Source organism: Streptomyces sp. NPDC048018, assembly GCF_043202995.1.
Taxonomy (GTDB): Bacteria; Actinomycetota; Actinomycetes; order Streptomycetales; family Streptomycetaceae; genus Streptomyces.
The window spans coordinates 842,776-866,000 of the sequence record NZ_JBIDBK010000003.1 but is presented as its reverse complement, the minus strand read 5'-3'; the positions used below and the strand labels follow the sequence as shown (position 1 = coordinate 866,000).

The following is a 23,225-nucleotide window of genomic DNA, read 5'->3' as shown; positions in this document are numbered from 1 at the left end:
GCTGGCCCGTCGACCGGTCGCAGGACCGGTCGCACGACCGGTCGTCAACTGGGCGCCGGCGTCAGAGGAACGGGGCGGGAACGACCATGATGGGACCGGCGCACTCGCTGTCCGGAGCGGCGGCCTGGCTGGGCGCCGGTGCGGCCGCCGCCGCCTTCGACCACCCCATGCCGTGGCCGGTTCTGGTCGTCGGAGCGCTCATCTGCGCGGGCGCGGCCCTCGCGCCCGACCTCGACCACAAGTCGGCCACCATCTCGCGCGCCTTCGGGCCCGTCTCACGGGCCCTCTGCGAGATCGTCGACAAGCTGTCGTACGCCGTGTACAAGGCCACCCGCTCCTCCCACGACCCGCGCCGCTCCGGCGGCCACCGCACCCTCACCCACACCTGGCTCTGGGCGGTCCTGGTCGGCGGCGGCTGCTCCGTGGCCGCGGTGACCGGCGGCCGCTGGGCGGTCCTGGCGATCCTCTTCGTCCACCTGGTCCTGGCGGTCGAGGGCCTGCTGTGGCGGGCCGCCCGGATGTCCAGTGACGTCCTGGTGTGGCTGCTCGGCGCCACCAGCGCCTGGATCCTGGCGGGTGTCCTCGACCAGCCGGGCCAGGGTGCCGGCTGGCTCTTCACCGAGCCCGGTCAGGAGTACCTGTGGCTCGGGCTGCCGATCGTCCTGGGCGCCCTCGTCCACGACGTCGGCGACGCGCTGACGGTCTCGGGCTGCCCGATCCTGTGGCCCATACCGGTCGGCCGCAAGCGCTGGTACCCGGTCGGCCCGCCGAAGGCGCTGCGCTTCCGCGCGGGCAGCTGGGTCGAGCTGAAGGTCCTGATGCCCGTGTTCATGCTGCTCGGCGGCGTGGGCGGGGCCTCGGCGCTGGGGTATCTGTAGCTCCCGTCCGCCGACCGGACCAGGGCACGGGCCCGAGGCTCAGGCGCCCGCGCGGAGCCTGCCGCCGGTGCGCGGGGCCGGTCTCACCTGTCCGCCCAGCCGTGACCGGCCGGGCCAGAGCAGCAACCGGGGCCCGAGCGGACGTCCGGGTCTCCCGGGCCGGCGAACGGAAGATCGCGAATCCGCATGCTGTCCCAGCGCCGTCGACCGAGGACCCGGACCGGTCCGGCGAGGTCCCGGGCCGGTCCAGGCCCGCCCCGCCGGGCAGTCGCCGGCCATCGGTTCTCCGGCACCCGGGATTTCCGGCAACCGGGCACAGATCCCGCCAACCCGGGCCCAGGCCCTCTGGACCGCGTGAGCGGCCCCGCGCTTCACTCACCACCCATGAGACAACGGAAGATCATGAGCGTGATCGGCGGCCTCAGCCTGGCCGCCGGGCTGCTGCTCGCCGCCCCGGCGGCCCACGCGGACGAGGCCCCCACCCCGCCGGCCGAGTTCGGCACCGACTGGCACGATCCGATCACCGCGGCGCCACCGGTCGCCACGCCCGGCACCCGCAGCTGCGAGGTGACCCTCGCCGAAGCCGCGTTCCGTGACTTCACCCCGTACAAGGGGAGTTACACCCCTCCCAAGGAGTGCGGCACCCGCTGGAACAAGGTCGTCCTGCGCCTGGAGGGCAAGGTGAAGGGGCGTCAGTACGACCGGCTCGGCCACCTCGCCGTCGGCGGCGTCGAGATCCTCCGCACCTCCACCCCGGAACCGTCGCCCGACGGCATCACCTGGTCGGTCGAGAAGGACGTCACCCGCTACCGCGACACGCTCAGCCGCCCGCAGCCCGTCGAGATGCTCATCGGAAACGTCGTCGACGAGACGTACACCGGGGTCCTCGACGTCCGTGTCACCCTCACCTTCCACACCGCCCAGGGCCGGGTACGGCCCGCCGCCGGGACCCCCGACCGGGTCCTCCCGCTCACCGGCGCCACCCTCACCACCCCGCGCAACACCGAGCGGATCCTCGCCGAGGTGTACGCCACCGGCTCGGGCGGCGGCTGCGAGGAGTTCTGGTACCTCACCGTCCCCGACGACGCCCCCTACTCGTGCAAGGCCACCGACGGCCCGTACCGCGAGGTGCGGATATCCGTCGACGGGCGCCTCGCGGGGATCGCCGCACCCTTCCCGCACGTCTGGACCGGCGGCTGGTCCAACCCCTTCCTCTGGTACGTGACCCCGGCGCCGCGCGCCTTCGACGTCCGGCCGATCGTCTACGACCTCACCCCGTTCGCGGGCGTCCTCAACGACGGGCGCGCCCACCGCGTGGAGGTCTCCGTGGCCGGCGTCCCGACCGGCGGGACCGGCTGGAGCGTGCCCACCAACGTGCTGCTCTGGCAGGACGAGGGCCGTGCGGTCGTCACCGGCGCGCTCGACCGCCACGAGGCCGGCACGCCGCGCAACTCCTCCGTCCACACCGCCGGTTCGCCCGACGTCCTGGAGACCGCGGGAGGCCACACCCTCACCGTCGCCGGTCACGTCGACACCTCGCACGGACGGGTCGCCACCACCGTCACCCGCACCGTCGACCACCGGTCCACCCACCGCTGGGGCGCCGACGAGAACCCGGACGCGCTCAGCGCCTACTGGACCGACGACGAGACCGTGACCGCGGGCCGGACCACCACCCGCACCCACCGCCGGTACACCATGGACGGCGAGATCGGCATCGGCGCCGGCGACCGGCTGCGGACCGTCCTCACCCTCGGTGACCGGGCCGACGTCACCGTCGTGCGCGACGGCAGGCGCCTGTCCTGGTCGCGCCTGGACGACACCTCCACCGGCGACGCCTCCTTCACCCTCGGCGTCCCGCGCGAGCAGCGCCACGCGATCGGCACCAGCACCGAGCGCTACCGCCTGTACGGCTCCGACGGCTGCTACGACCGCGCGCTGAAGAGCGTCCAGGGCACCCTCGTCGAGGACCTGCGGCGCTGCTGAAGCGGTGGACCCGTGCGGTGCCCCCGCCCGGCGGGCCGGGACACCGCACGGGACGCCCCGGCGGCGCGCCCTCCGTCACGGCCGCGTCGCGCGCTCCAGTTCCAGCAGCGCCGAGTAGTACGTGCGGCCGGTGGCGCGGTCCATGCCGATCTCGCACATGCGGTTGGCCGAGAGATGCGCGTCGAAGGGCCTCGCGGTGACCTCGGCGGCCTCCCGCGCCGTGGCGGAGGCCGTCAGTTCCGGGTGCAGCATGCCCCGGTCGCCCGCGAAGGCGCAGCAGCGCGCATCGGCCGGGACGACCACCTCGTCGGCACAGGCCCCGGCGACGGCGAGCAGACTGCCCTCCACGTCCAGGTGCCGCATGGAGCAGGTCGGATGGACCACCGCCGCCGCCACCCGGTGGCGCACGTCCAGCCGGGGCAGCAGCTCGTCCGCGGCCCAGACGAGCGAGTCGAGCACGGTCAGCTCGGCGTGCAGCTCCCGGTTGTCGTCGGTGAGGTACGGCACGACCTCCCGCGCGATGCCCAGCGTGCACGAGGAGGCGTCGACGACCAGCGGCAGCCGGCCGCCCGCGGTCCAGCCCCAGGCCGCCTCGACGATCCTGTTGGCCATCACCTCGTTGCCGCGCTCGTACGCCTTGGAGTGCCAGATCGTCGCGCAGCAGGTGCCCGGGACGTCCTCCGGGATCCACACCGGCCGGCCGGCCCGGGCGGACAGGGCCACCACGGCCTCGGGGAGCGACGGGCCGCCGAGGCCGTCGGGGTTGCCGAAAATCCGGTTCACGCAGGACGGGTAGTAGACGGCGACCGCGGCCGGCCGGTGGGTGCGGGGGAGCCGGCGCTTCGCCGCCCCGGGAATCTGGGGCAGCCATTCCGGGACGAGGCCGGAGCGCACGGCCTTGCGGGCGAGCCCGGTCACCGACTCCATGAACCCGTCGCCGAGCCGCGCGCCGGCGCCCACCGCGAGCCGCGCCGAGGCCTCCACGGCACGGAAGTTCCCGGCGGCGAGGGTGGCGATCCGCTCCTCGCGCGGCGAGTGCCGCTCGTGCCGGAACTCCTTCATCAGGGCGCCCGTGTCGATGCCGACCGGGCAGGCCAGGCCGCACGTGGAGTCGCCGGCGCAGGTGTCGACGGCGTCGTAGCCGTACGAATCCAGGAGCCGGGTCTCGACCGGGGCGCCGTCCGCCTGCCGCATCATCTCGCGGCGCAGCACGATGCGTTGACGGGGTGTGGTGGTCAGGTCCTGGCTGGGGCAGGTGGGTTCGCAGAAGCCGCACTCGATGCACGGGTCGGCGATCGGCTCCACGGTGGGAATGGTCTTGAGGCCGCGCAGGTGGGCCTGTGGGTCGCGGTCCAGGACGATCCGCGGCGCGAGGACCCCGTCGGGGTCGATGACCTCCTTGGTGCGCCACATCAGCGCGGTCGCCTTCGGCCCCCACTCCAGCTCCAGGAAGGGCGCGATGTTGCGGCCGGTGGCGTGCTCGGCCTTGAGCGAGCCGTCGAAGCGTTCCACGGTCAGCTTGCAGAACTCGTCCATGAAGGTCGCGTACCGCTCGACGTCACCCGGGTCGCCGGCATCGAAGGCGAGCAGGAAGTGCAGGTTGCCGTGGGCGGCGTGACCGGCGACGGCGGCGTCGAAGCCGTGCCGGTCCTGCAGGTCGAGCAGTTCGGCGCAGGCCTCGGCGAGCAGGGCGGGCGGGACGGCGAAGTCCTCGGTGATGAGGGTCGTGCCCGACGGGCGGGCACCGCCGACCGCCGTCACGAAGGCCTTCCGGGCCCTCCAGTAGCCGGCGACGGTTTTCGGGTCGCGGGTGAAGGCGTTGCGTACGGAGGCGACCGGCGCGACGAGGTCCAGGCCCGCCATGACCCGGGCCGCCGCCCGCTCGTACGCCTCCTGCGCGGCCTCGTCCGGTGCCCGGAACTCGACGAGCAGGGCGGCCGTCCCGGCCGGCAGCTCCGCCCAGTCGGCGGGCACGCCCGGCACGCTGACCGAGGCACGGAGGGTGTTGCCGTCCATGATCTCGACGGCGAGCGCGCCCGCCTCGGTGAAGCCGGGCACGGCGGCCGCGGCCGCGGGCAGGGAGGGGAAGAAGAGCAGGGCCGTGGAGACCCGCCGGTCCAGGGGAACGGTGTCGAAGACGGTCTCGGAGATGAAGCCGAAGGTGCCCTCGGAGCCCACCATCAGGCCGCGCAGGATCGCGACCGGGGTGGCACCGTCGAGGAAGGCGTCGAGCCGGTAGCCGTTCGTGTTCTTGATCGCGTACTTGGCGCGGATCCGGGCCGTGAGCTCCGGGTCCGCCTCGATCTCGGCCTTCAGCGCCGTGAGTCCGGCGCAGAGCCGCGGCTCGGCACGGGCCAGTTCGGCGTCGGCGTCCGGGTCCGCGGTGTCGACGACGGTGCCGCTCGGCAGGACGAAGGTGAGCGAGGCGAGCGTGCGGTAGGAGTCGCGGGTGGTGCCCGCGGTCATGCCCGAGGCGTTGTTGGCGACCACGCCGCCGATCGTGCAGGCGATGGCGCTCGCCGGGTCGGGGCCGAGCACCCGCCCGTACGGCGCGAGCGCCGCGTTGGCGCGGACGACCGTCGTGCCCGGCCGGATCCGGGCGCGGGCGCCGCCGTCCAGGACCTCGACGCCCGCCCAGTGGCGGCGCACGTCGACCAGGATGTCCTCGCCCTGCGCCTGCCCGTTGAGGCTGGTCCCGGCGGCCCGGAAGACCACCTCGCGGCCCTTGCCGTGCGCGTACGAGAGGACCGCGGACACGTCGTCGATGTCCTCGGCCACCACCACGACCTGCGGCACGAAGCGGTAGGGGCTCGCGTCGGAGGCGTAGCGGACCAGGTCGGAGACGCCCGACAGCACCTTGCCCGGGCCGAGGACGGCGACCAGCTCCTCCCGCAGGTGCTTCGGGGTGCCCCGGGCCTGCAGGTCGGGCACCCGGTCGGGCGCCGGCCGCCGTTTCGTGCCGGCGCGCAGGATCTGCGGATTCGGCTCCCGTACGGGCATGGCCAGGGCTCCCCTCCGGTGTGCGGTGCGTGCCCCGGTCCGAGCTGCCCCGGTCTCAGCAGACGCGCTCCGGATCATGGTCGACCAGGGCTGACAGCAGACCTCCGAGCACCTCGCGCTGTTCGACGGTCAGTGGGGCCAGCATGTCCTCTGCGGCGGCACGGCGCGCGCTGCGGAGCTCCCTCAGCGTGTCGCGGCCGGGGTCGGTGAGCTCGATGCGCACCACCCGGCGGTTGGTCGGATCGGGCACCCGGCGGACCCGGCCGGCCGCCTCCAGCCCGTCGACGAGGGTGGTGACGGCGCGGGGGACCACTTCGAGCCGGGCCGCGAGGTCGGCCATCCGGGGCGGTTCCGGACAGTGTGCGACCGTGCGCAGCAGCCGGGACTGTGCCGGGGTGATGCCGACCGGCTCCAGGTGCCGCTTCTGGATGCGGTGCAGCCGGCGGGTGAGGCGGAGCAGCTGCTCGGCGAGGAGACCGTCGGGGTCGGGGCTGCCGGGAGTGGCCGGGGTGTTCATGACGGAACAATATCAGGACCATGTTCATTGTGAGTATAGGTAACAGTGAGCTATGCTCTCATCGCCACACCCCGAACCCTCGTAGGAGCCCATGCACCCGCACGACCAGACCCCGTGGACGCCCTCCGCCCGTGACCGCGCCCGACCCGAGGAGCCCGCCCAGCTGCGGCGCATCCTGAGCCTCTTCCGCCCCTACCGGGGCCGCCTCGCCCTCGTCGGCCTGCTCGTCGCGGCGGCGTCGCTGGTCTCGGTCGCCTCGCCCTTCCTCCTCCGGGAGATCCTCGACACCGCGATCCCACAGGGCCGCACCGGGCTGCTCAGCCTGCTGGCCCTCGGCATGATCGTCACCGCCGTGGTCTCCGGAGTCTTCGGCGTCCTCCAGACGCTCATCTCCACGACCGTCGGCCAGCGCGTCATGCACGACCTGCGCACCGCGGTCTACGCGCAGCTGCAGCGGATGCCGCTCGCCTTCTTCACCCGCACCCGCACGGGCGAGGTGCAGTCTCGCATCGCCAACGACATCGGCGGCATGCAGGCCACGGTCACCTCGACCGCCACCTCCCTGGTCTCCAACCTGACCGCCGTCGTCGCCAGCGTCGTCGCGATGCTCGCGCTCGACTGGCGGCTCACGCTCGTCTCGCTGCTCCTGCTGCCGCTGTTCGTCTGGATCAGCCGCAGGGTCGGCCGCGAGCGCAAGCGCATCACCACCCGGCGGCAGAAGCAGATGGCCGCCATGGCGGCCACCGTCACCGAGTCGCTGTCCGTCAGCGGCATCCTGCTCGGCCGGACCATGGGCCGCGCCGACTCCCTCACCCGGTCCTTCGCCGAGGAGTCCGAACGCCTCGTCGACCTCGAAGTGCGCTCCTCCATGGCCGGGCGCTGGCGGATGTCCACGATCGGCATCGTCATGGCCGCCATGCCCGCCCTGCTCTACTGGGCCGCGGGCCTGGCCCTCCAGTCCGGCGGCCCCGCCATCTCGCTCGGCACCCTGGTCGCCTTCGTCTCCCTGCAGCAGGGCCTCTTCCGGCCCACCGTCGGCCTGCTGTCGACCGGCGTGCAGATCCAGACCTCGCTCGCCCTCTTCCAGCGGATCTTCGAATACCTCGACCTGCCCGTCGAGATCACCGAGCCCGACGAGCCCGTCCGGCTGCCGAAGGCCGCCGGCGAGGTCGTCTTCGAGAAGGTCGGCTTCCGTTACGACCCCGACGGCGAGGGCCGCCCCACCCTCGACGGCGTCGACCTCACCATTCCGGCCGGCGGCAGCCTCGCCGTCGTCGGACCGACCGGCTCCGGCAAGTCCACCCTCAGCTATCTCGTGCCCCGGCTCTACGACGTCACCGAGGGCCGGGTCACCCTCGACGGGGTCGACGTGCGCGACCTCGACTTCGACAGCCTCGCCCGCGCCGTCGGCGTGGTCTCCCAGGAGACCTACCTCTTCCACGCCTCCGTCGCGGACAACCTCCGCTTCGCCAAGCCCGAGGCCACCGACGACGAGATCGAGGCCGCCGCGCGCGCCGCCCAGATCCACGACCACATCGCCTCGCTGCCCGACGGCTACGACACCCTCGTCGGCGAGCGCGGCTACCGCTTCTCGGGCGGCGAGAAGCAGCGCCTCGCGATCGCCCGCACCATCCTGCGCGACCCGCCGGTGCTCATCCTCGACGAGGCGACCAGCGCCCTCGACGTGCGCACCGAACACGCCGTGCAGCAGGCCATCGACGCGCTCTCCGCCGGACGCACCACGCTCACCATCGCCCACCGGCTCTCCACCGTCCGTGACGCCGACCAGATCGTCGTCCTGGAGGCCGGCCGGATCGCCGAGCGCGGCACCCACGAGGAGCTGCTCGCCCTCGACGGGCGGTACGCGGCACTGGTCCGCCGGGACGAACACACGAACGCGGGAGCGGTTGTTCCCCAGAACGTGTGATCGTGCCGGATTTCGTTGCCCGGCTCCCGTGCGGCGGCCGATGATGACGGTGCGCAAGCGACGGGCTGCAGACCGCGACTGCGCAGTCCCACAGAAAGCTCTGTACGAGGAGAAGCACCACCATGAACGTCATCACCAACCTGCTCGCCGGCGTCCTCCACTTCCTGGGCTGGCTCGTCTGACGATCGCAGTGCCCGGCGCCGCCGGTCCCCCGTCCCAGGGGACCGGCGGCGCCGCCGCGTGTGCGCTCCGCGAATTCGCGGGCGCTCCGGGTTAGCGTGCGCCCATGACGTACCGGTCCTGGCAGCCCGAACACCGTCGCCGGCCCCGCCTCACCCCGCGCGGCAGGCTCGTCGTCCTCGTGGGCGCCGTCCTGGCCGCGGCCGCCGCGGTCGCCGTGCCCCTGCTGCTGCTCGGCGGCCCGGACCGGCCGGCCCCCGAGAAGACGCGCACCCTCCTCATCCCGGAAGGCTGGCGCGGGGGAGAGGTCTACGCGGCCGTCGACCGCTCGCTCGGTCTGGCCGCCGGCACCGCCCGCAAGGCCGCCCAGACGCCCGCCACGAAGCTCGCCCTCCCCGCCGCCGCCGGCGGCAACCCGGAGGGCTACCTCTTCCCCGCGACCTACCCGGTGGGCAGGGCCACCACCGTCGAGGCCCTGCTGCGCTACATGGTCGACACCGCGGGCAGGCGCTTCGGCACGGCGCGGATCGCCGAGGGCGCCCGCAGCAACGGGCTGACCGTCCACCAGACCGTGATCGTCGCCAGCATCGTGCAGGCGGAGGCCGACACGCCCGCCGACATGGGCAAGGTGGCGCGCGTCGTCTACAACCGGCTGGCCCGGGGGATGCCGCTCCAGATGGACTCGACCATCAACTACGCCCTCGGCCGCGACACCGTGGACACCAGCCACTCCGACACCCGCATCGACAGCCCGTACAACACCTACGAGCGCGCGGGACTGCCCCCCTCACCCATCGGGAACCCCGGCGACGAGGCCATGGCCGCGGCGGTCGCCCCCGCCCCGGGCGACTGGCTCTACTTCGTCACCGTCCGGCCCGGCGACACCCGCTTCACCGCGGACTACGCCGAACACCAGGCGAACGTGGCCGAGTTCAACGAGCAGCGACGGGCCGCGGCGAGTTCCTGAGCAGTGCGCGGATCTCCGCGACCGCCGCGCGGCCCGCCCGGTTGGCGCCGATGGTCGAGGCGGAGGGCCCGTACCCGACGAGATGGATCCGCGGGTCCCGTGCCGCCCGGGTGCCTTCCAGTCGGATGCCGCCACCCGGCTCGCGCAGCCGCAGCGGGGCGAGGTGGTCGATCGCGGCGCGGAACCCCGTCGCCCACAGGATCACGTCCGCGTCGACGGTCCGGCCGTCGTCCCAGGCGACCCCGGTCGGCGTGATCCGGTCGAACATCGGCAGCCGGTCGAGGACCCCACCGGCCCGGGCCTCCCGGACGGCGTCGTTCAGCGGCAGCCCGGTGACCGACACGACGCTCTGCGGCGGCAGTCCCCGCCGGACCCGCTCCTCCACGCGCGCCACCGCGGCCCGCCCCTGGACCTCGCCGAACGGCCCCTCGCGCCACACCGGCTCGCGGCGCGTGACCCACGTCGTCGCGGCGGCACGGTCCGCGATCTCCATCAGATGCTGGGTCGCGGAGGCCCCGCCGCCGACCACGACGACCCGCTGCCCGGCGAAGGCCTCGGGCCCCGGGTACTTGGCGGTGTGCAGCTGACTCCCCCGAAAGGTCTCCTGCCCCGGGTAGCGCGGCCAGAACGGCCGGTCCCAGGTCCCCGTCGCGTTCACGAGCGCCCGAGCCGCGTACGCCCCCTCCGAGGTCTCCACGAGCAGCCGCCCGCCCTCGCCCTCACGTACGGCCGTCACGTCGACGGGCCGGTGCACCCGCAGGCCGAAGGCCTCCTCGTAGTCGGCGAAGTAGTCACCGATCACCTCGGAGGACGGGCGCGCGGGGTCGGCCCCGACCAGTTCCCTGCCCGGGAGCGCGTGCATCCCGTGCACCTTGCCGTACGTGAGCGACGCCCACCGGAACTGCCAGGCGCCGCCCGGCCGCGGGGCGTGGTCGAGCACGACGAAGTCCCGGTCGGGCTCGAAGCCGCTCCGCCGGAGGTGGTAGGCGGCGGAGAGCCCCGCCTGCCCGGCTCCGATGACCACCACGTCGACGTCGCGTGCTCCGTGTACCCCGAAATCGTTCACGATTCCACCAACCGGGGGCGGCGCGCAGTTCTTCCCGGCCCCGGCCGCACCCCGTACCCCGCCTCTCCGGTCCCGGGCAGGGCCGGTGGCCGCGGGGCCGCAGGCGGGGCCGCCCTCCACCACGCGGCGAGGGCGCCCGGGAGGGGCCCGTCCCTTCAGGGGCCCTGCCCCTTGAGCGCGGCCACGGCGCCCGGCAGGGACCGCTGCCCCTTAGGCGCGGCCACGGCCCCCTGCACGGCCCCGCCCCTTCGGCGCGGTACGACACCCGGGCGGGGGTCCTGCTCCCGCCGCCCGGCCACAGTCCCCGCTCCGGCCCTCCGCGCCACCCCGCCTTGCACCGGGGGGGACCGCCCCGCTTAGCGCCCGCGGCCCCCGACGATCAGTGGCGCTCCACCCGGCGCCGAGGCCGGACGGCCGTTCAGGGCCGGGACCCCGAGCAGCGGGGACGGCGGAACGGTCGCGAGCAGGCCGCGGGCGGCGAGCTCGGGGGTCACGCCCTCGCCGAACCAGTACGCCTCCTCCAGATGCGGATAGCCGGAGAGCACGAAGTGCTCGACGCCCAGGTCGTGGTACTCCTCGATCCGGTCGGCGACGTCGCCGTGGCTGCCGACGAGCGCCGTGCCGGCCCCGCCCCGTACGAGACCGACCCCCGCCCACAGGTTCGGCGCGATCTCCAGTCGGTCCCGGTCGAGCGTGCCGCCCCCGTGCAGGGCGAGCATCCGCTGCTGGCCCACCGACTCGCTCCGCGCGAGCGCCGCCTGGGCCGACGCGACGGTCTCCGCGTCCAGGTCGGCGAGCAGCCGGTCGGCAGTCGCCCAGGCCTCACGGGCCGAGTCGCGCGCGATGGTGTGGAGCCGGATCCCGAAGCGCACCTCGCGACCCCGCTCCTGCGCGAGGCGCCGGATCCAGTCGATCTTCTCCCTCACCTGCCAGGGCGGCTCGCCCCAGGTGAGGTACACATCCGCGTGCTGGGCAGCGACCGGCCCGGCCGCGGCCGAGGAACCCCCGAAGAAGATCTCCGGCAGGGGGTCCGGCGGCAGCGCGGTCAGCCCGCCCTCCACCCGGTAGTGCTCGCCGTGGAAGTCGTACGGCCGCCCGTTCCACGCCCCGCGCACCACTTCCAGGAACTCTGCCGTCCGGGCGTAGCGCCGGTCGTGGTCGAGGAAGTCGCCGTACCGTCGCTGCTCGGCGGAGTCGCCGCCCGTCACCACGTTCAGGAGCAGCCGGCCCCGGGTGATCCGCTGGTACGTCGCCGCCATCTGCGCGGCCAGGACCGGCGAGACGACTCCGGGACGGAAGGCCACCAGGAACTTGAGCCGCTCGGTGTGCTGGGCGAGCGCCATCGTCGTCAGCCAGGCGTCCTCGCACCACGTACCGGTCGGGGTGAGCACCGCCTCGAATCCCAACTGCTCCGCCGCCTTGGCGATCTGCACCAGGTACTCGACGTCCGGCGGCCGTACGCCACTCGCGGTACGGCCGCGACCGATGCCCCCGTCCCCGTAGACGTGCCGGTCGACGAGGCCGCGGCCGTCGCCGCCGGTCGGCAGGAACCAGTGCAGGTGAACGGTCATCAGGGGGAGCCCTTTCCGTGGAGGCGCGCGGGGGGCGGGCGCGCGAGGGCACGCCGCGGCCGGAGGACGCGCGAGGGACACGACGGGGCGGGAACGCCGGACGCGTCGTGGAGGAGGAGAAGGAGAAACCGGGGAAGCGGAGGTGAGGAGGCGTCAGCAGCCGCGCGGACACGCGGCGGAGGCCACCCGCAGCAGGTCGATGTGACCGCGCGTGGTGAGCAGGGCTGTACGCAACATGGGCCGAACGTAGCGAGCCGTTCCGCCGAGGGTCAACGACGTCTCGGAGCGTGGACGAGCGATCCCGACCCCTGAACGGCACTATGTTCCCATGGCCTTCAGCACCAAAATCCTCACGCTCACCACCGGCTCCACGGAGACCGTCACCGATCTCACCCGTCACTGCGAGGACTTCCTCGCCCGCGCGGCCCAGGGCGGCGACGGCCTCCTCAACCTCTTCGTCCCCCACGCCACCGCCGGCCTCGCGATCCTGGAGACCGGCGCCGGCAGCGACCAGGACCTCCTCACCGCCCTGCACCACCTGCTCCCGGCCGACGACCGCTGGCAGCACCGCCACGGTTCCCCCGGCCACGGCCGCGACCACGTCCTCCCCGCCCTCGTCCCCCCGCACGCGACGCTCCCGGTCATCGCCGGCCGCCTGGAACTCGGCACCTGGCAGTCGATCTGCCTGGTCGACACCAACAAGGACAACCCGGAGCGGCAGGTGCGGCTGTCGTTCCTCGGGTAGCGGCTCGCTGCGGCTGAGGGCCGTGGGGAGGGCCGGTGATCTCGGCGAAGCGGACCGTCGTGGAGACGTGCCTCAGGTCGATGCCGTCCGTGCTGCAGATCGCGTAGGCGAAGGTCATGTTGTCCGCGCCGCGTCCGCCGCCGATCCCGCCGACCGCCGTCCAGGAGTCGGGGCGCCGTTTCTCGTGCTCATCGGATTCCCCCTCGTGCGTTCACGGGTACGGCCTGTCGCCATGGTCGAAGGTCTCCCCGGCCGGGCGGATCGGCCACGTGCAGGTCCCGGTCGGCCGGCAGGTCGCGTACGAGGGTCTGGTCGCGCCGGAGGAGGACGTCGAGATCAGCGTGTGCGCGCAGCTCGCGGCCGACCGCCAGTTCGATCGCCTGGCCACCGGCGATCCACCACCGGAAGTCCGCCTCGGTGAAGAGGGCGGCGACGTCCTCGGGACGATCCGGCACCCAGGGTCCCCACAGGGCAGTACTCACCCACCCGTGGTCCCCGTGACCAGGCGGTCGGAGGTGGAGGTCCGCGGCGGGTCGCGGGACCTCCGACCGGCCCGGTCAGCCGACGTGGACGCGGGGGCGGCGGTCCCGGTCCGGCTCCGCCTCGCGCAGCACCTCACGGGTGACCGGGGCGACCTCGCCCTGGCCGAAGAGGAAGAAGCGGACGAAGTTGGCGAAGGGGTTGCCCTCGGTCCACTCGAAGTAGATGTGCGGACGGGTGCCGGTCGTGTCACGCGCGTACAGGAGCAGCGCGGCCAGGGCGTTGGGAACCGACGAGCTCTCCAGGGTGAGGACGCGGTAGCGGTCGTGGAGGACCTCGCCGCGGACGGTCAGCCCGGCCTCGAACTCCGACGGGTCGGTGACCGTCACCTCGACGAAGACGAAGTCCTCGGTGGTCGGCAGGTCGTTGTCGGTGCGGATCTGCTCGATCTTGTCGCGGTACTCGGCGGCGTCCCGCCGGTCGGGCTCGTTGGCGATGAAGCGCGGCGTACGGCTGGCGATGTCCCGGACGAAGCGTTCCGCCATGTCGTCGAGTTCGACGTGGGTGACGCGCAGTTCGAAGGCGCGGCCGAGCCGGGAGAGGAGCGAGATGAGGATGATGCCGGCGATGAAGCAGGCGCCGATCTTCACGCCGTCCGGGCGCTCGATGACGTTGACGACCGTGGTGTAGAGGAAGACGGCGGAGATGACGCCGAAGCCGATGGCCCAGCCGCGCTGGCCGGCCTTGCGGGCGGCGATGGTCACGGCGATGGCCGCGGAGCAGATCAGGACGAGGACGCCGGTCGCGTAGGCGCCGCCCTGCGCGTCGACGTTCGCGTCGAAGATCCAGGTCACCAGGAAGGCGACCAGGATGAAGACGATCACCATGGGGCGGACGGCGCGGGCCCAGTGCGGGGCCATGCCGTACTTGGGCAGGTAGCGCGGCATCAGGTTGAGCAGGCCCGCCATGGCCGAGGCGCCCGCGAACCACAGGATGGCGATCGTGGAGACGTCGTAGATCGTGCCGAAGGTGTTGCCGAGGTACTCGTGCGCGAGATAGGCGAGCGCGCGGCCGTTGGCCTTGCCGCCGGGTTCGAACTCCTGGTGCGGGATCAGGACGGTGGTGATGAAGCTGGTGCAGATGAGGAACACGCTCATGATCAGCGCGGCGGTCGTCAGCAGTTGCTTCGTCCCGCGGATCCGGCCGGACGGGCGCTGCTCGGTGTCGTCCTGGTCACCCTTGACGTGCGGCATCACGGCCACGCCCGTCTCGAAGCCGGACAGGCCCAGGGCGAGCTTGGGGAAGACGAGCAGGGCGACGCCGACCATGGCGAAGACGTTGCCGTGCTCGGCGGTGAGCGCGGCGGTCCAGTCCGTGACGACGTGGCCCTCGGTGAGGACGTGATAGAGGCCGCTGACCACGACGACCGCGTTCAGGGCGAGGTAGACGCCCACGAGGGCCACGGCGACGCCGATCGCCTCCAGGAAGCCCTTGAGGAACACCGCGCCGAGCAGTGCGATCAGCACCATCGTGATCAGCATCTGCTTGTTGTGCAGTGCCTCTTCGAGGTGCGGGTTCTCGACCAGGTGGGTGGAGGCGTCGGCGGCCGAGAGGGTGATCGTGATGAGGAAGTCGGTCGCCGCGAAGCCGAGCAGCGTGAGGACGAACAGCTTGCCCTTCCAGAAGGACAGCAGGCGCGACAGCATCGCGATCGAGCCCTCGCCGTGCGGGCTCTCCTCGGCCACGCGACGGTAGACCGGCAGTGCGCCCGCCAGGGTGACGATCACGAGCACGATCGTGGCCACGGGGGAGAGGAGGCCGGCCGCCAGGGCGGCGATGCCCGGCTGGTATCCGAGGGTCGAGAAGTAGTCGACACCAGTCAGGCACATCACCCGCCACCAGGGCTGGCCCTTGTGTCCGGCGTCCGGGGCCGGCTCCATGGGCCGCGACGGCTTGCCCTTCCCCATGTCGGACAGGCCCTCCAGCATCCACGCACGCAATCGCCCGGTGCGCGTGTCGGTTCTGGTGGCCATGGGGGTGCTCCTGAGGGCGGTCGGTGAGGGAGATTTCCGGCCATCGCACGGATGGCCGAGTCAGCGTATGCAGCCGGACAGCCGTCGGCCCGGCCACAGGCGTAAGGGAAGCGTCAAGATCCCCCGGTCGGGCGTCGGATGTCTCACACCGGGGGCCGCCCGCGCGGCTGGAGCACGTCGGAGCGGTCGACCTTGAGGGCAGGGCCGGGCTGGGCCGGGCTCGGCAGGGTCCGGTCCGGAACATGGACGTGGGGGCATGGCGACCGCGCGTGGCGCGAGGACCGCGTGCGCACGATGACCGCCCGGGGTACGACGACCCGCGCGCTGGGACGGCCGCGCGCACCGACGATCACATGCTGCGCTGGCGCACGTGGCATGACGACCACACGCCAAGCCAACCGCGCGCCAGGCCGACCCCCCGCCACGGCGGCCACACGCCACGACCACGCGCCCCGGCGGCCGCGCCTGGGCGGGCCGCCGTGCCCGCCCCGCCTCACGCAAACCTTCGCGGCAGCATCACACGGGCTGCGCAAGCCCTTCTCCCTGCGCCGATAGCGTTGCTGATCGATCGATCGCGGGTGCGAACCCGGAACAGGTCGTCGGCAGACTCGGCGGCGCGGACAGCGAGAGAGAGCGCAGATGGATTACTGCTCCACGTGCCACCGCACACTCAACGGCGTCTTCGTGTGCCCCGGCTGCGGCGCCTACGCACCCGACATCGCACCGCCCGCCCATCTCGTCCACAGCGCCGTCGCCTCCGTCGCGCCGACGCGCGAGGTGTGGCCGACGCACGGGGGCGCCGCTGCCGGCTCCTTCGACGGCGCGTCCCTCGCCGCGGCCGCTGCGTTCGACGACGCTCCGGCAGCGTTCGACGACGGTCCCGCAGTGTTCGACGACGGTGCCGCCGGGCCCACGGCACCCGGCGCCCCCGACGCCGACGAGGCGGACGGACTCGGAGGCGCCGGCGCCACCGCGGACGGCCGCGCGGCGCGGCGGCGGCAGCGGGAACGCTGGAGGAAGAACCGGCGCCGGGCCCTGGCCGCGACCGCGGTCGCCCTCGTCGGCGGCGGCCTCACGATCGCCGCGATGCCGTCCTCGCGTCCGCCCGCCGGGCAGACGCACGCGGCCCCGCCCCCGGACCCGTCGACGACGCCGGTCACCCCGGAGGCACCGGCCGCCGTCACGATCCCGCAGCGGCCGGCCGGCCCTGCCTCCGAAGGCCCCGGCACCCGCCCGTCCGGCCGGGTGCGGGAGGCGGGCACCGACGATCCGGCCCCCACGGCGACGGGCCGCCCACCGCAGGCCCGTACCGCCGTCGCCGAGACGCCCGCGCACCACGACACGGCGCCGCGAGCGGTTCCCGCCTCGCCCGCACAGACGGACACCGGCAGCACCGGCCCTGCGGTCCCCGTGGAGGCGACGACGCCCCCGCGCACCGAGGAGCGCCCTGCCGACTCCGGGACGTCGCTCCTGGGCGGCCTCGTGTCGACGACCCCCGGGACGGACCCCGCGTCGACCACCCAGGTGTGCCTGGTCGGCCTCTGTCTCGGCTGAGCACCACGTCCCGGGGACGGTGGGATCCGGTTCGCCGGGCGTCTCAGACCGGCTTGCGCCACACGGAGATGTGCTTCGAGGAGTTCTGGTCGAACGGGGCCCCGTCCCAGTCGGCGATCCTTCGCTCCAGCACGAGCCCCGCGATCCGCGCCATGAGATCGAGTTCGGCCGGCCACGCGTACCGGTGCCGGGAGCGGCCGCGGCGGTAGCGGCCGTCCGCGCCGTCCAGGGTGAAGTGGTGCGAGACGAGGACCTGCTCGACGACGTCGAAGGTGTCGAAACCGAGATGCCGCTCGGAGAGGTCGAACGGCACGGCCACCTGTCCGGGCGGCAGGAGGCGCAACGGCGGCAGGCCCAGCTCGACGACGAATCGCCCGCCGGGCACCAGGTGCCGTGCGGCGTTCCGGAAGCACTCGACCTGCTCGTCCTGGGTGAGCAGGTTCGAGAGGGTGTTGTAGACGAGATAGACCAGGGTGAACTCGCCGGGGACGACCGTCGTCGCCATGTCCCCGATGATCACCGGGAGCGTGTCCTCGTCGATCTTGCGCCGGAGGACCGCCGCCATGTGCTCGGAGAGCTCGATCCCCACCACCGGCACCCCCCGCCCGCGCAGCGGAACGCCCACGCGTCCCGTCCCGACGGCGAACTCCAGGGCCCGGCCGTCACCGGCCAGTCCGGCGAGAAGGTCCAGGGCCGGCTCCAGCACCGCGGCCGAGGACATCTCGGTCTCCTCGGCGTCGTAGCGCTCGGCGGTCGCACGGGTCCACAGCTCGCTGCTCGTCACGGGCGGCCACTCTGCCGGGTGCGGCGAGCCGCTGTCGACGCGTTTACGCCCCCGCCCCGTGCCGGAGACCCCGCGGGGGAGGCCGAACCGGTCCGGACACGTAACCGGAGCGAGCTCGGTGCGGCGGGGACGGTGTCTCGCGCGAACGGGCGCCGGCGTGAACGTGCGAAGGCTTCGGGCGAATGCTGCAATGAGGTTACGACTGCGGCCGGTCACGTCCGTCGAGGAGTGACGCAGGCGGGCGGTGGGTGCGGTCACGTCCCCCAGCGGTGAGTGGAGTGGTCATGAGCGACGATTTCGAGGACATGGGCCCGGTCGACTACCTGGTCATCGAGTTCCCGGGCAACCGCATGAGCGGTGAGGCCTTCCCCCTGCTCCTCGACCTGGTCGACCGAGGCATCGTGCGCGTTCTCGACCTCCTGTTCGTCCGGAAGGACGACGACGGCAGCGTCGTCGGCGTCGAACTCAGGGACCTCGCCGCCGACGGCCCGTTCGACGTCTCCGTGTTCGAGGGGGCCAGGTCCGGGCTGCTCGGGCAGGACGACCTCGACGAAGCGGGGGCGGCGCTGCAGCCGGGCAACTCCGCGGCCGTCCTCGTCTACGAGAACGTCTGGGCCGCCCCTCTCGCGCGGACCCTGCGGCGCGACGGTGCGCAGCTCGTCGCGGGCGGGCGCATCCCGGTGCAGGCGCTCCTCGCCTCGCTCGACGCCGTGGAGGCGGCCGAGGGCGGCGGAGCCGCCGCCTGACAGCCCGGACGGCGGAGGAAGCGATCCAGTCGAGAGTGGTCTAGGAGGACCCGACATGCCAGGACTTCTTCGAGGGGTGGCGCGCACCGCGGTCGTGGCCGGAACGGCCACCGCGGTCTCCAACAGGGTCTCGCGGCGCCAGGCCGGCCGGTGGGCCCAGCAGGAGGCGGAGGCGCCCCCGCAGTACGCACCGCCACCGCCGCCGCCCGCGCCGGCCCCGGCCGGTGACGACATGGGCGACAAGATCGCCCAACTGAAGGAACTCGGACAGCTGAAGGAACAAGGTGTGCTGACCGAGGAGGAGTTCGCGGTCCAGAAGAGCAAGATCCTCGGCTCCTGACCTCGCCGGACGCCCGCCCCGCGACACCTGCGCAGGGCGGGCGTCCGCGCGCACCCGGCAACCCGGCTGCCCGTCTTCACCGTGGTGCTCGCCGCGGGTCGGCGTGCTCCTGGCTCACCTGCGAGGCGCGCCCTGGCCGGGCCGCGCGCACCGCGGCGGCCGCGGAGACCGTCTTCGCCGATCTCCTCCGCTTTCTGCGCATCGGCCTGCGGACCGCGCTCGCGCTCGGCATCGTGATCGCCCTCGGCGCGTACGTCATCGGCCCTGGACGCCTGGCCCCTGCCCCGCGCTCCACGGCCGAGCGCGGCGACCGACTCGGGGGCGGCGGGTGGGGGGGGCGCCGCCTCGGCCGGTACGCGCCCGGGGCGGCAGGCACACTGCCCATTCCCAACGGTCGGCACGCATCCCGGGCCCCCACGTCCCCCAGGGCTGCAAACCGTCCGGGAAGCGACGACGCCGACCGGGGAGCGACAAGGCCGGTGGGGGAGCGACGACGCCTACCGGCCCTGGGAGTCTGCTCCGGGCGTGTGCCGCCGGGTCAGGACGTCAGCTCGTAGATGCTCTTGCCCATCAGGAACAGGCCCACCACGAGCGACACACCCACAAGAGCCTGGTTCTGGTGCGTCTGGAACCAGGTACGCAGCTGCCCGAGTCGTTCGCGGGACGTGTCGGGCGCGAACACCGCGTAGAGCTCCATCGCCAGCAGACTGCTGGTGGCGAGGACGGCGTACGCGACCAGGGCCAGGTACGAGGAGGTGCGGGACAGGTCGGCGCCCACCACCGTCGCCGCGCCGGCCGCCACCAGGCCCCAGGGCTGGAGCAGCGGAGCCAGCCCCGCCGCGGTCCAGCCGGAGATCCGGTCGAGCCGTGCCGACATCCTGCCGGAGGGCTCCTCGGGCTCGGGGGACCGGCCCGCGTCGGCCGCCTCCCCTCCCGCCGGGGCGTCGTCCGCGCCGGAAGGCCGCTCCTGACGGGTGGTCCGCCCGCCGCCCCGGTAGCGGTACCACCCGTACACGACCAGCCCCGTGCCGATGGCGAGCTTGACGGCGATCGTGGCGGTGGACGGAGGGGACTTCGGGGCCGGCGGCTTGCCGCCGGTGGTGATCAGCACGGCGGCGAGGACCGCCACGAAGCAGGCGACCCAGGAGAGGATGAAGGCCAGCCCCTTCCACGTTCCGCGGTCCGCGGACAGGACCACGACGAACGCGGTCACCGACAGGGGGAAGATCGCGATCCCGAGGCCGATGAGCACCAGATCAGGCAGCATGGCGGCCCCCGCACGGCCTCGCGGGCCCGGCTGACGGGCCGCTCTCGCTCATGGCTTCATCTTCACCGGCCCGCCGGAACCCCACAAATCCTCGCCGGCGCCGTCCCGGCCGGGACGGCCGTGCCCCCGTACGCTCCGCCGCCCCGATCGTGCCGGGTTCACCCGTTCGGTCCCGGCCCCGCCGCCGCTGCGAGCCGGGCGGGCGTACGGGCGGCACGCTGGCAGCATGCAGCGAGGGACGAAGGCCGGGGGGTGGCGCCGCGGCCGTGGCGCGCGCCGGGACCGGCGGCGCGACCGGAGGCGCAGGTCCGGCGCCTCGCTGCGGGCCCGCGCGGCGCGTCTGCGGAACCGGGCGGTGGGTCTGTGGAACGGGGCGGAGGAGCGCTTCCCGCTGATCACGAACCTGATGTCCCGCCTGATCTCGGTGAACGTGTTCGACTCGGCGACCCGGCTGGCATCCCAGACCTTCCTGACGGCGGTCCCCCTGCTCTTCGTGGTGGGCTCCGTCGCGCCGGACGGGGTGCGCGATCAGTTCGTCAGCTCGCTGCACGCCGTCTTCGGCCTGACCGGGAGCGCGCAGGCCGAACTGGACAAGGCCCTCCAGGGCACCGGGGACCCGTCCGACGAACTGCGTCAGACCTTCGGTGTCGTCAGCGGGCTGATGGTGCTCATCTCGGCCACCGCGTGCAGCCGGGCCATGCAGCGTCTCTGCGAGCGCGCCTGGAGGCTGCGAGGGGCGAGCCCCCGGGTGGCCGCCTGGCGCTGGATCGCCTGGCTCGCCGCGTGGCTGGTCATGATCGCGGTGCAGGGGAGCCTGCGCGACGGCTTCGGCCTGGGACTCTGGCTGGGCGTGCCGCTGCTGCTGCTCGCGGAGGTGGGCATGTGGTGGTGGTCGCAGCACCTGCTGCTGGCCGCCCGGGTGCCCTGGCTGCCGCTGCTGCCGGGCGCGCTGCTGACCGGGGTCGCCCTGAGCGTCGCCACGGCGACCGCGTCGCTCTACATGCCGAGGGCCCTCGACCGCAGCCTGGAGAAGTACGGCTCGCTGGGCGCGGTCTTCACCCTGCTGTCCTGGCTCATCGTGCTCTGCGTCGTCGTGACCCTGTGCATCACCGCCGGCGCCGTCATCGCCCGCGAACCCTGGGCGGCCCGCCACCTGGGGACACCCGAGTCACCGGATCCGCCGTCCGCCGGCGCCGCACCGCCCCTGCCGTCCGCCGGCCCCGCACCGGATCCGCCGTCCGCCGGCACCGCACCGCCCCTGCCGTCCGCCGGCACCGCGCCGGCGCCGCCCCCCGACGACACCCCGTCGGACGGGCCGGGGGCGGCCGGTCCAGCGGCGGACTGACCCCCGCGCCACCGCGCAGGCGGCGGCGCGGGGTCCGGACTACGTCGCGGACCTGCGGCGGTCGCCTCGGCCGGAGGAGCGCTCGGCGGTGCCGCCCGCCGCCGTCGTCCGGCGGCCGGAGGCCCCGCGGCCGGCCCTGCCGGCGGCGCCGCGGGACGGCGCACCCTCGCCGGTCCTGCGCTCGGTACCGCGGACGCCCTGGCCGCCGGCCGTGCCCGCGGCCTTGCCCGCTCCGGCCCCGGCGCGTCCGCCCGAGCCGGCACCGGCGGCTGCACCCGTCCCGCCCCGGCGGGCCGAGCCGCGCCCGTTGGCCGCGGCCGGCTTGTCGGTGCCCGTCGTCCCGGCGGCGGGCCGCCGGCCCTGGCCCCGGTCCCTCGTGCCGGCGGCGGCTTCCGGAGCCGCCGGAGCATCACTCCTGCGGCGGCGGCGCCCGGACCGGGCACCGGACTCGCCGCCGGTCTTCCCGCCCCGGCGGGGCGCCGGCGGGGCGGCCGGCGCGACGACCTCGACGACCACGGGAACGCCGGAGGGCTCGCGCGCGCCGGTGATCGTGGTCAGTTCCTCGTCCGTGGACCTGATGCGGGCCGTCCTGGGGCTGATGCCCGCGTCCGACATGATGCGGGTGACCTCCCGCTTCTGGTCCGGCAGGACCAGGGTGACCACGCTGCCGCTGCCGCCGGCGCGGGCCGTCCGGCCGCCCCGGTGCAGGTAGTCCTTGTGGTCCATGGGGGGATCGACGTTCACGACGAGGTCGAGGTCGTCGACGTGGATTCCCCGGGCCGCCACGTTCGTCGCCACCAGGGCGGTGACATGGCCGCTCTTGAACTGGTCCAGCGTGCGGTTCCGCTGCGGCTGTGAACGGCCGCCGTGCAGGGCCGCGGCGCGGACGCCGACGGACAGGAGCCGCTTGGCGAGCCGGTCGGCGGACCGCTTCGTGTCGAGGAAGAGGATGACCCGCCCGTCACGCGCCGCGATGCGGGTGGTGACGGCCTTCTTGTCGGTCTCGTCCAGGACGTGGAGCACGTGGTGCTCCATGGTGGTCACCGCGCCCGCGGACTGGTCCACGGAGTGCACGACCGGGTCGGTGAGGAACCGCTGCACGAGGCGGTCGATGTTGGCGTCGAGGGTGGCCGAGAAGAGCATGCGCTGACCGTCCGGCCGCACCTGCTGGATCAGCTTGGTGACCTGGGGCAGGAAGCCCATGTCGGTCATCTGGTCGGCCTCGTCCAGCACCGTTATGCGCACGTCGTCGAGGACGCAGTCCCCGCGCTCCACGAGGTCGTTCAGCCGGCCGGGGCTCGCCACGAGCACCTCGGAACCGCGGCGGAGCGAGGCCGCCTGCTTGGTGATGGACAGCCCGCCGACCACGGTGGTCAGCCGGAGGTTCACGGCCGTGGCGTAGGGCGTGAGGGCGTCCGTCACCTGCTGGGCGAGTTCCCGGGTGGGCACCAGGACGAGGGCGAGCGGCGCCTTGGGCTCGGCCCGCAGGCCGGCGGTACGGGCCAGCAGCGCCAGCCCGAAGGCGAGGGTCTTGCCGGAGCCGGTGCGCCCACGGCCCAGCAGGTCCCGGCCGGCCAGCGAGTTGGGCAGCGTGGCGGCCTGGATGGGGAAGGGCGTGGTCACACCCTGGGCGGCGAGGGTCTTCAGGAGAGCTGGCGGCAGCTCCATACCCGCGAAGTCCTCGACGGCGGGAAGCGCGGGCGTCGTGTTTTCCGGCAGCCGGAACTCCCTCGGTGAGGACGGGGCCGGTGACGGCGCCGAGGAACGCCGGTTCGACTTCTGGGGCCTACGGGACATGCGGTGGTCTGCCTTCCTGGGAACAGCGCAAAACCGGGGTCC

At 73.8% G+C, this 23,225-nt stretch carries 19 protein-coding genes; 9 read left to right on the top strand and 10 right to left on the bottom strand.

What is annotated here, in order from left to right; all coding sequences use genetic code 11:
- Positions 1-86: 86 nt before the first annotated feature.
- A complete protein-coding gene (locus tag ACGF1Z_RS15070) occupies positions 87-878 on the top strand; it encodes a metal-dependent hydrolase (RefSeq protein ID WP_393003834.1) in 792 nt (263 codons plus the stop codon).
- 384 nt (positions 879-1,262) lie between these two features.
- Positions 1,263-2,864: a peptide-N4-asparagine amidase gene (locus ACGF1Z_RS15065; protein WP_393003832.1), complete on the top strand. Its 1,602-nt coding sequence runs from the start codon at positions 1,263-1,265 to the stop codon at positions 2,862-2,864.
- A 75-nt stretch (positions 2,865-2,939) separates the two neighbouring features.
- Here ACGF1Z_RS15065 and ACGF1Z_RS15060 read toward each other — a convergent pair whose 3' ends face one another.
- Together ACGF1Z_RS15060 and ACGF1Z_RS15055 are read right to left on the bottom strand one after the other, a co-directional pair.
- Positions 2,940-5,864 (bottom strand): FAD-binding and (Fe-S)-binding domain-containing protein, encoded by a 2,925-nt coding sequence (locus tag ACGF1Z_RS15060; RefSeq protein WP_393003830.1) that lies wholly within the window; start codon positions 5,862-5,864, stop codon positions 2,940-2,942.
- Between the two features lie 55 nt (positions 5,865-5,919).
- Complete coding sequence (locus ACGF1Z_RS15055; RefSeq protein ID WP_393003828.1) at positions 5,920-6,381, bottom strand: MarR family winged helix-turn-helix transcriptional regulator; 462 nt, start codon at positions 6,379-6,381, stop codon at positions 5,920-5,922.
- Between the two features lie 91 nt (positions 6,382-6,472).
- On the opposite strand from ACGF1Z_RS15055, the gene ACGF1Z_RS15050 reads away from it, so the two are divergent.
- Together ACGF1Z_RS15050 and mltG are read left to right on the top strand one after the other, a co-directional pair.
- Positions 6,473-8,308: an ABC transporter ATP-binding protein gene (locus ACGF1Z_RS15050; protein WP_393003826.1), complete on the top strand. Its 1,836-nt coding sequence runs from the start codon at positions 6,473-6,475 to the stop codon at positions 8,306-8,308.
- Positions 8,309-8,594: 286 nt separating this feature from the next.
- Positions 8,595-9,455, top strand: a complete 861-nt coding sequence (gene mltG / locus ACGF1Z_RS15045) for an endolytic transglycosylase MltG (protein WP_393003824.1) — start codon at positions 8,595-8,597, stop codon at positions 9,453-9,455.
- Here mltG and ACGF1Z_RS15040 read toward each other — a convergent pair.
- The 3 genes from ACGF1Z_RS15040 to ACGF1Z_RS15030 all read right to left on the bottom strand — a co-directional run bounded on the left by ACGF1Z_RS15040 (position 9,421) and on the right by ACGF1Z_RS15030 (position 12,329).
- Positions 9,421-10,521 carry an FAD-dependent oxidoreductase gene (locus ACGF1Z_RS15040; RefSeq protein WP_393003822.1) on the bottom strand — a complete coding sequence of 367 codons (1,101 nt, stop codon included), beginning with the start codon at positions 10,519-10,521 and terminating at the stop codon, positions 9,421-9,423. The two genes, mltG and ACGF1Z_RS15040, sit on opposite strands and share 35 nt — an antisense overlap.
- Positions 10,522-10,877: 356 nt before the next feature.
- Positions 10,878-12,092 carry an LLM class flavin-dependent oxidoreductase gene (locus tag ACGF1Z_RS15035; RefSeq protein WP_393003820.1) on the bottom strand — a complete coding sequence of 405 codons (1,215 nt, stop codon included), beginning with the start codon at positions 12,090-12,092 and terminating at the stop codon, positions 10,878-10,880.
- 153 nt (positions 12,093-12,245) lie between these two features.
- Positions 12,246-12,329, bottom strand: coding sequence for a putative leader peptide (locus ACGF1Z_RS15030; protein ID WP_356842044.1), 84 nt, complete (start codon positions 12,327-12,329; stop codon positions 12,246-12,248).
- A gap of 91 nt (positions 12,330-12,420) precedes the next feature.
- Between ACGF1Z_RS15030 and ACGF1Z_RS15025 the strand changes: the two genes are divergently transcribed.
- On the top strand, positions 12,421-12,837 hold the full coding sequence (locus tag ACGF1Z_RS15025; RefSeq protein WP_393003818.1) for a secondary thiamine-phosphate synthase enzyme YjbQ: 417 nt from the start codon (positions 12,421-12,423) through the stop codon (positions 12,835-12,837).
- A gap of 188 nt (positions 12,838-13,025) precedes the next feature.
- Here ACGF1Z_RS15025 and ACGF1Z_RS15020 read toward each other — a convergent pair whose 3' ends face one another.
- Positions 13,026-13,319 (bottom strand): nucleotidyltransferase domain-containing protein, encoded by a 294-nt coding sequence (locus ACGF1Z_RS15020; protein WP_393003816.1) that lies wholly within the window; start codon positions 13,317-13,319, stop codon positions 13,026-13,028.
- A 75-nt stretch (positions 13,320-13,394) separates the two neighbouring features.
- The gene (locus tag ACGF1Z_RS15015) at positions 13,395-15,350 is read right to left on the bottom strand and encodes an amino acid transporter (protein WP_393003814.1); all 1,956 of its coding nucleotides are present in this window, start codon (positions 15,348-15,350) and stop codon (positions 13,395-13,397) included.
- Between the two features lie 639 nt (positions 15,351-15,989).
- Here ACGF1Z_RS15015 and ACGF1Z_RS15010 point away from each other — a divergent pair.
- Entirely contained in the window at positions 15,990-16,904 is a 915-nt protein-coding gene (locus ACGF1Z_RS15010; RefSeq protein ID WP_393003812.1) for a hypothetical protein, read from the top strand.
- A gap of 43 nt (positions 16,905-16,947) precedes the next feature.
- Here the strand turns inward: ACGF1Z_RS15010 and ACGF1Z_RS15005 are convergent, their stop codons facing one another.
- Entirely contained in the window at positions 16,948-17,688 is a 741-nt protein-coding gene (locus ACGF1Z_RS15005; RefSeq protein ID WP_393003810.1) for a class I SAM-dependent DNA methyltransferase, read from the bottom strand.
- Between the two features lie 284 nt (positions 17,689-17,972).
- Here ACGF1Z_RS15005 and ACGF1Z_RS15000 point away from each other — a divergent pair, with 284 nt between their 5' ends.
- Positions 17,973-18,434, top strand: coding sequence for a DUF6325 family protein (locus ACGF1Z_RS15000; RefSeq protein ID WP_393003808.1), 462 nt, complete (start codon positions 17,973-17,975; stop codon positions 18,432-18,434).
- A 55-nt stretch (positions 18,435-18,489) separates the two neighbouring features.
- Complete coding sequence (locus ACGF1Z_RS14995; RefSeq protein WP_393003806.1) at positions 18,490-18,774, top strand: SHOCT domain-containing protein; 285 nt, start codon at positions 18,490-18,492, stop codon at positions 18,772-18,774.
- A 538-nt stretch (positions 18,775-19,312) separates the two neighbouring features.
- On the opposite strand, the gene ACGF1Z_RS14990 is transcribed toward ACGF1Z_RS14995, so the two are convergent.
- The gene (locus ACGF1Z_RS14990; RefSeq protein ID WP_393003804.1) at positions 19,313-20,041 is read right to left on the bottom strand and encodes a GAP family protein; all 729 of its coding nucleotides are present in this window, start codon (positions 20,039-20,041) and stop codon (positions 19,313-19,315) included.
- A 226-nt stretch (positions 20,042-20,267) separates the two neighbouring features.
- Here ACGF1Z_RS14990 and ACGF1Z_RS14985 point away from each other — a divergent pair, with 226 nt between their 5' ends.
- Positions 20,268-21,386 carry a YhjD/YihY/BrkB family envelope integrity protein gene (locus ACGF1Z_RS14985; RefSeq protein ID WP_393003802.1) on the top strand — a complete coding sequence of 373 codons (1,119 nt, stop codon included), beginning with the start codon at positions 20,268-20,270 and terminating at the stop codon, positions 21,384-21,386.
- Between the two features lie 39 nt (positions 21,387-21,425).
- On the opposite strand, the gene ACGF1Z_RS14980 is transcribed toward ACGF1Z_RS14985, so the two are convergent.
- Positions 21,426-23,183 carry a DEAD/DEAH box helicase gene (locus ACGF1Z_RS14980; protein WP_393003801.1) on the bottom strand — a complete coding sequence of 586 codons (1,758 nt, stop codon included), beginning with the start codon at positions 23,181-23,183 and terminating at the stop codon, positions 21,426-21,428.
- Positions 23,184-23,225 lie beyond the last annotated feature (42 nt).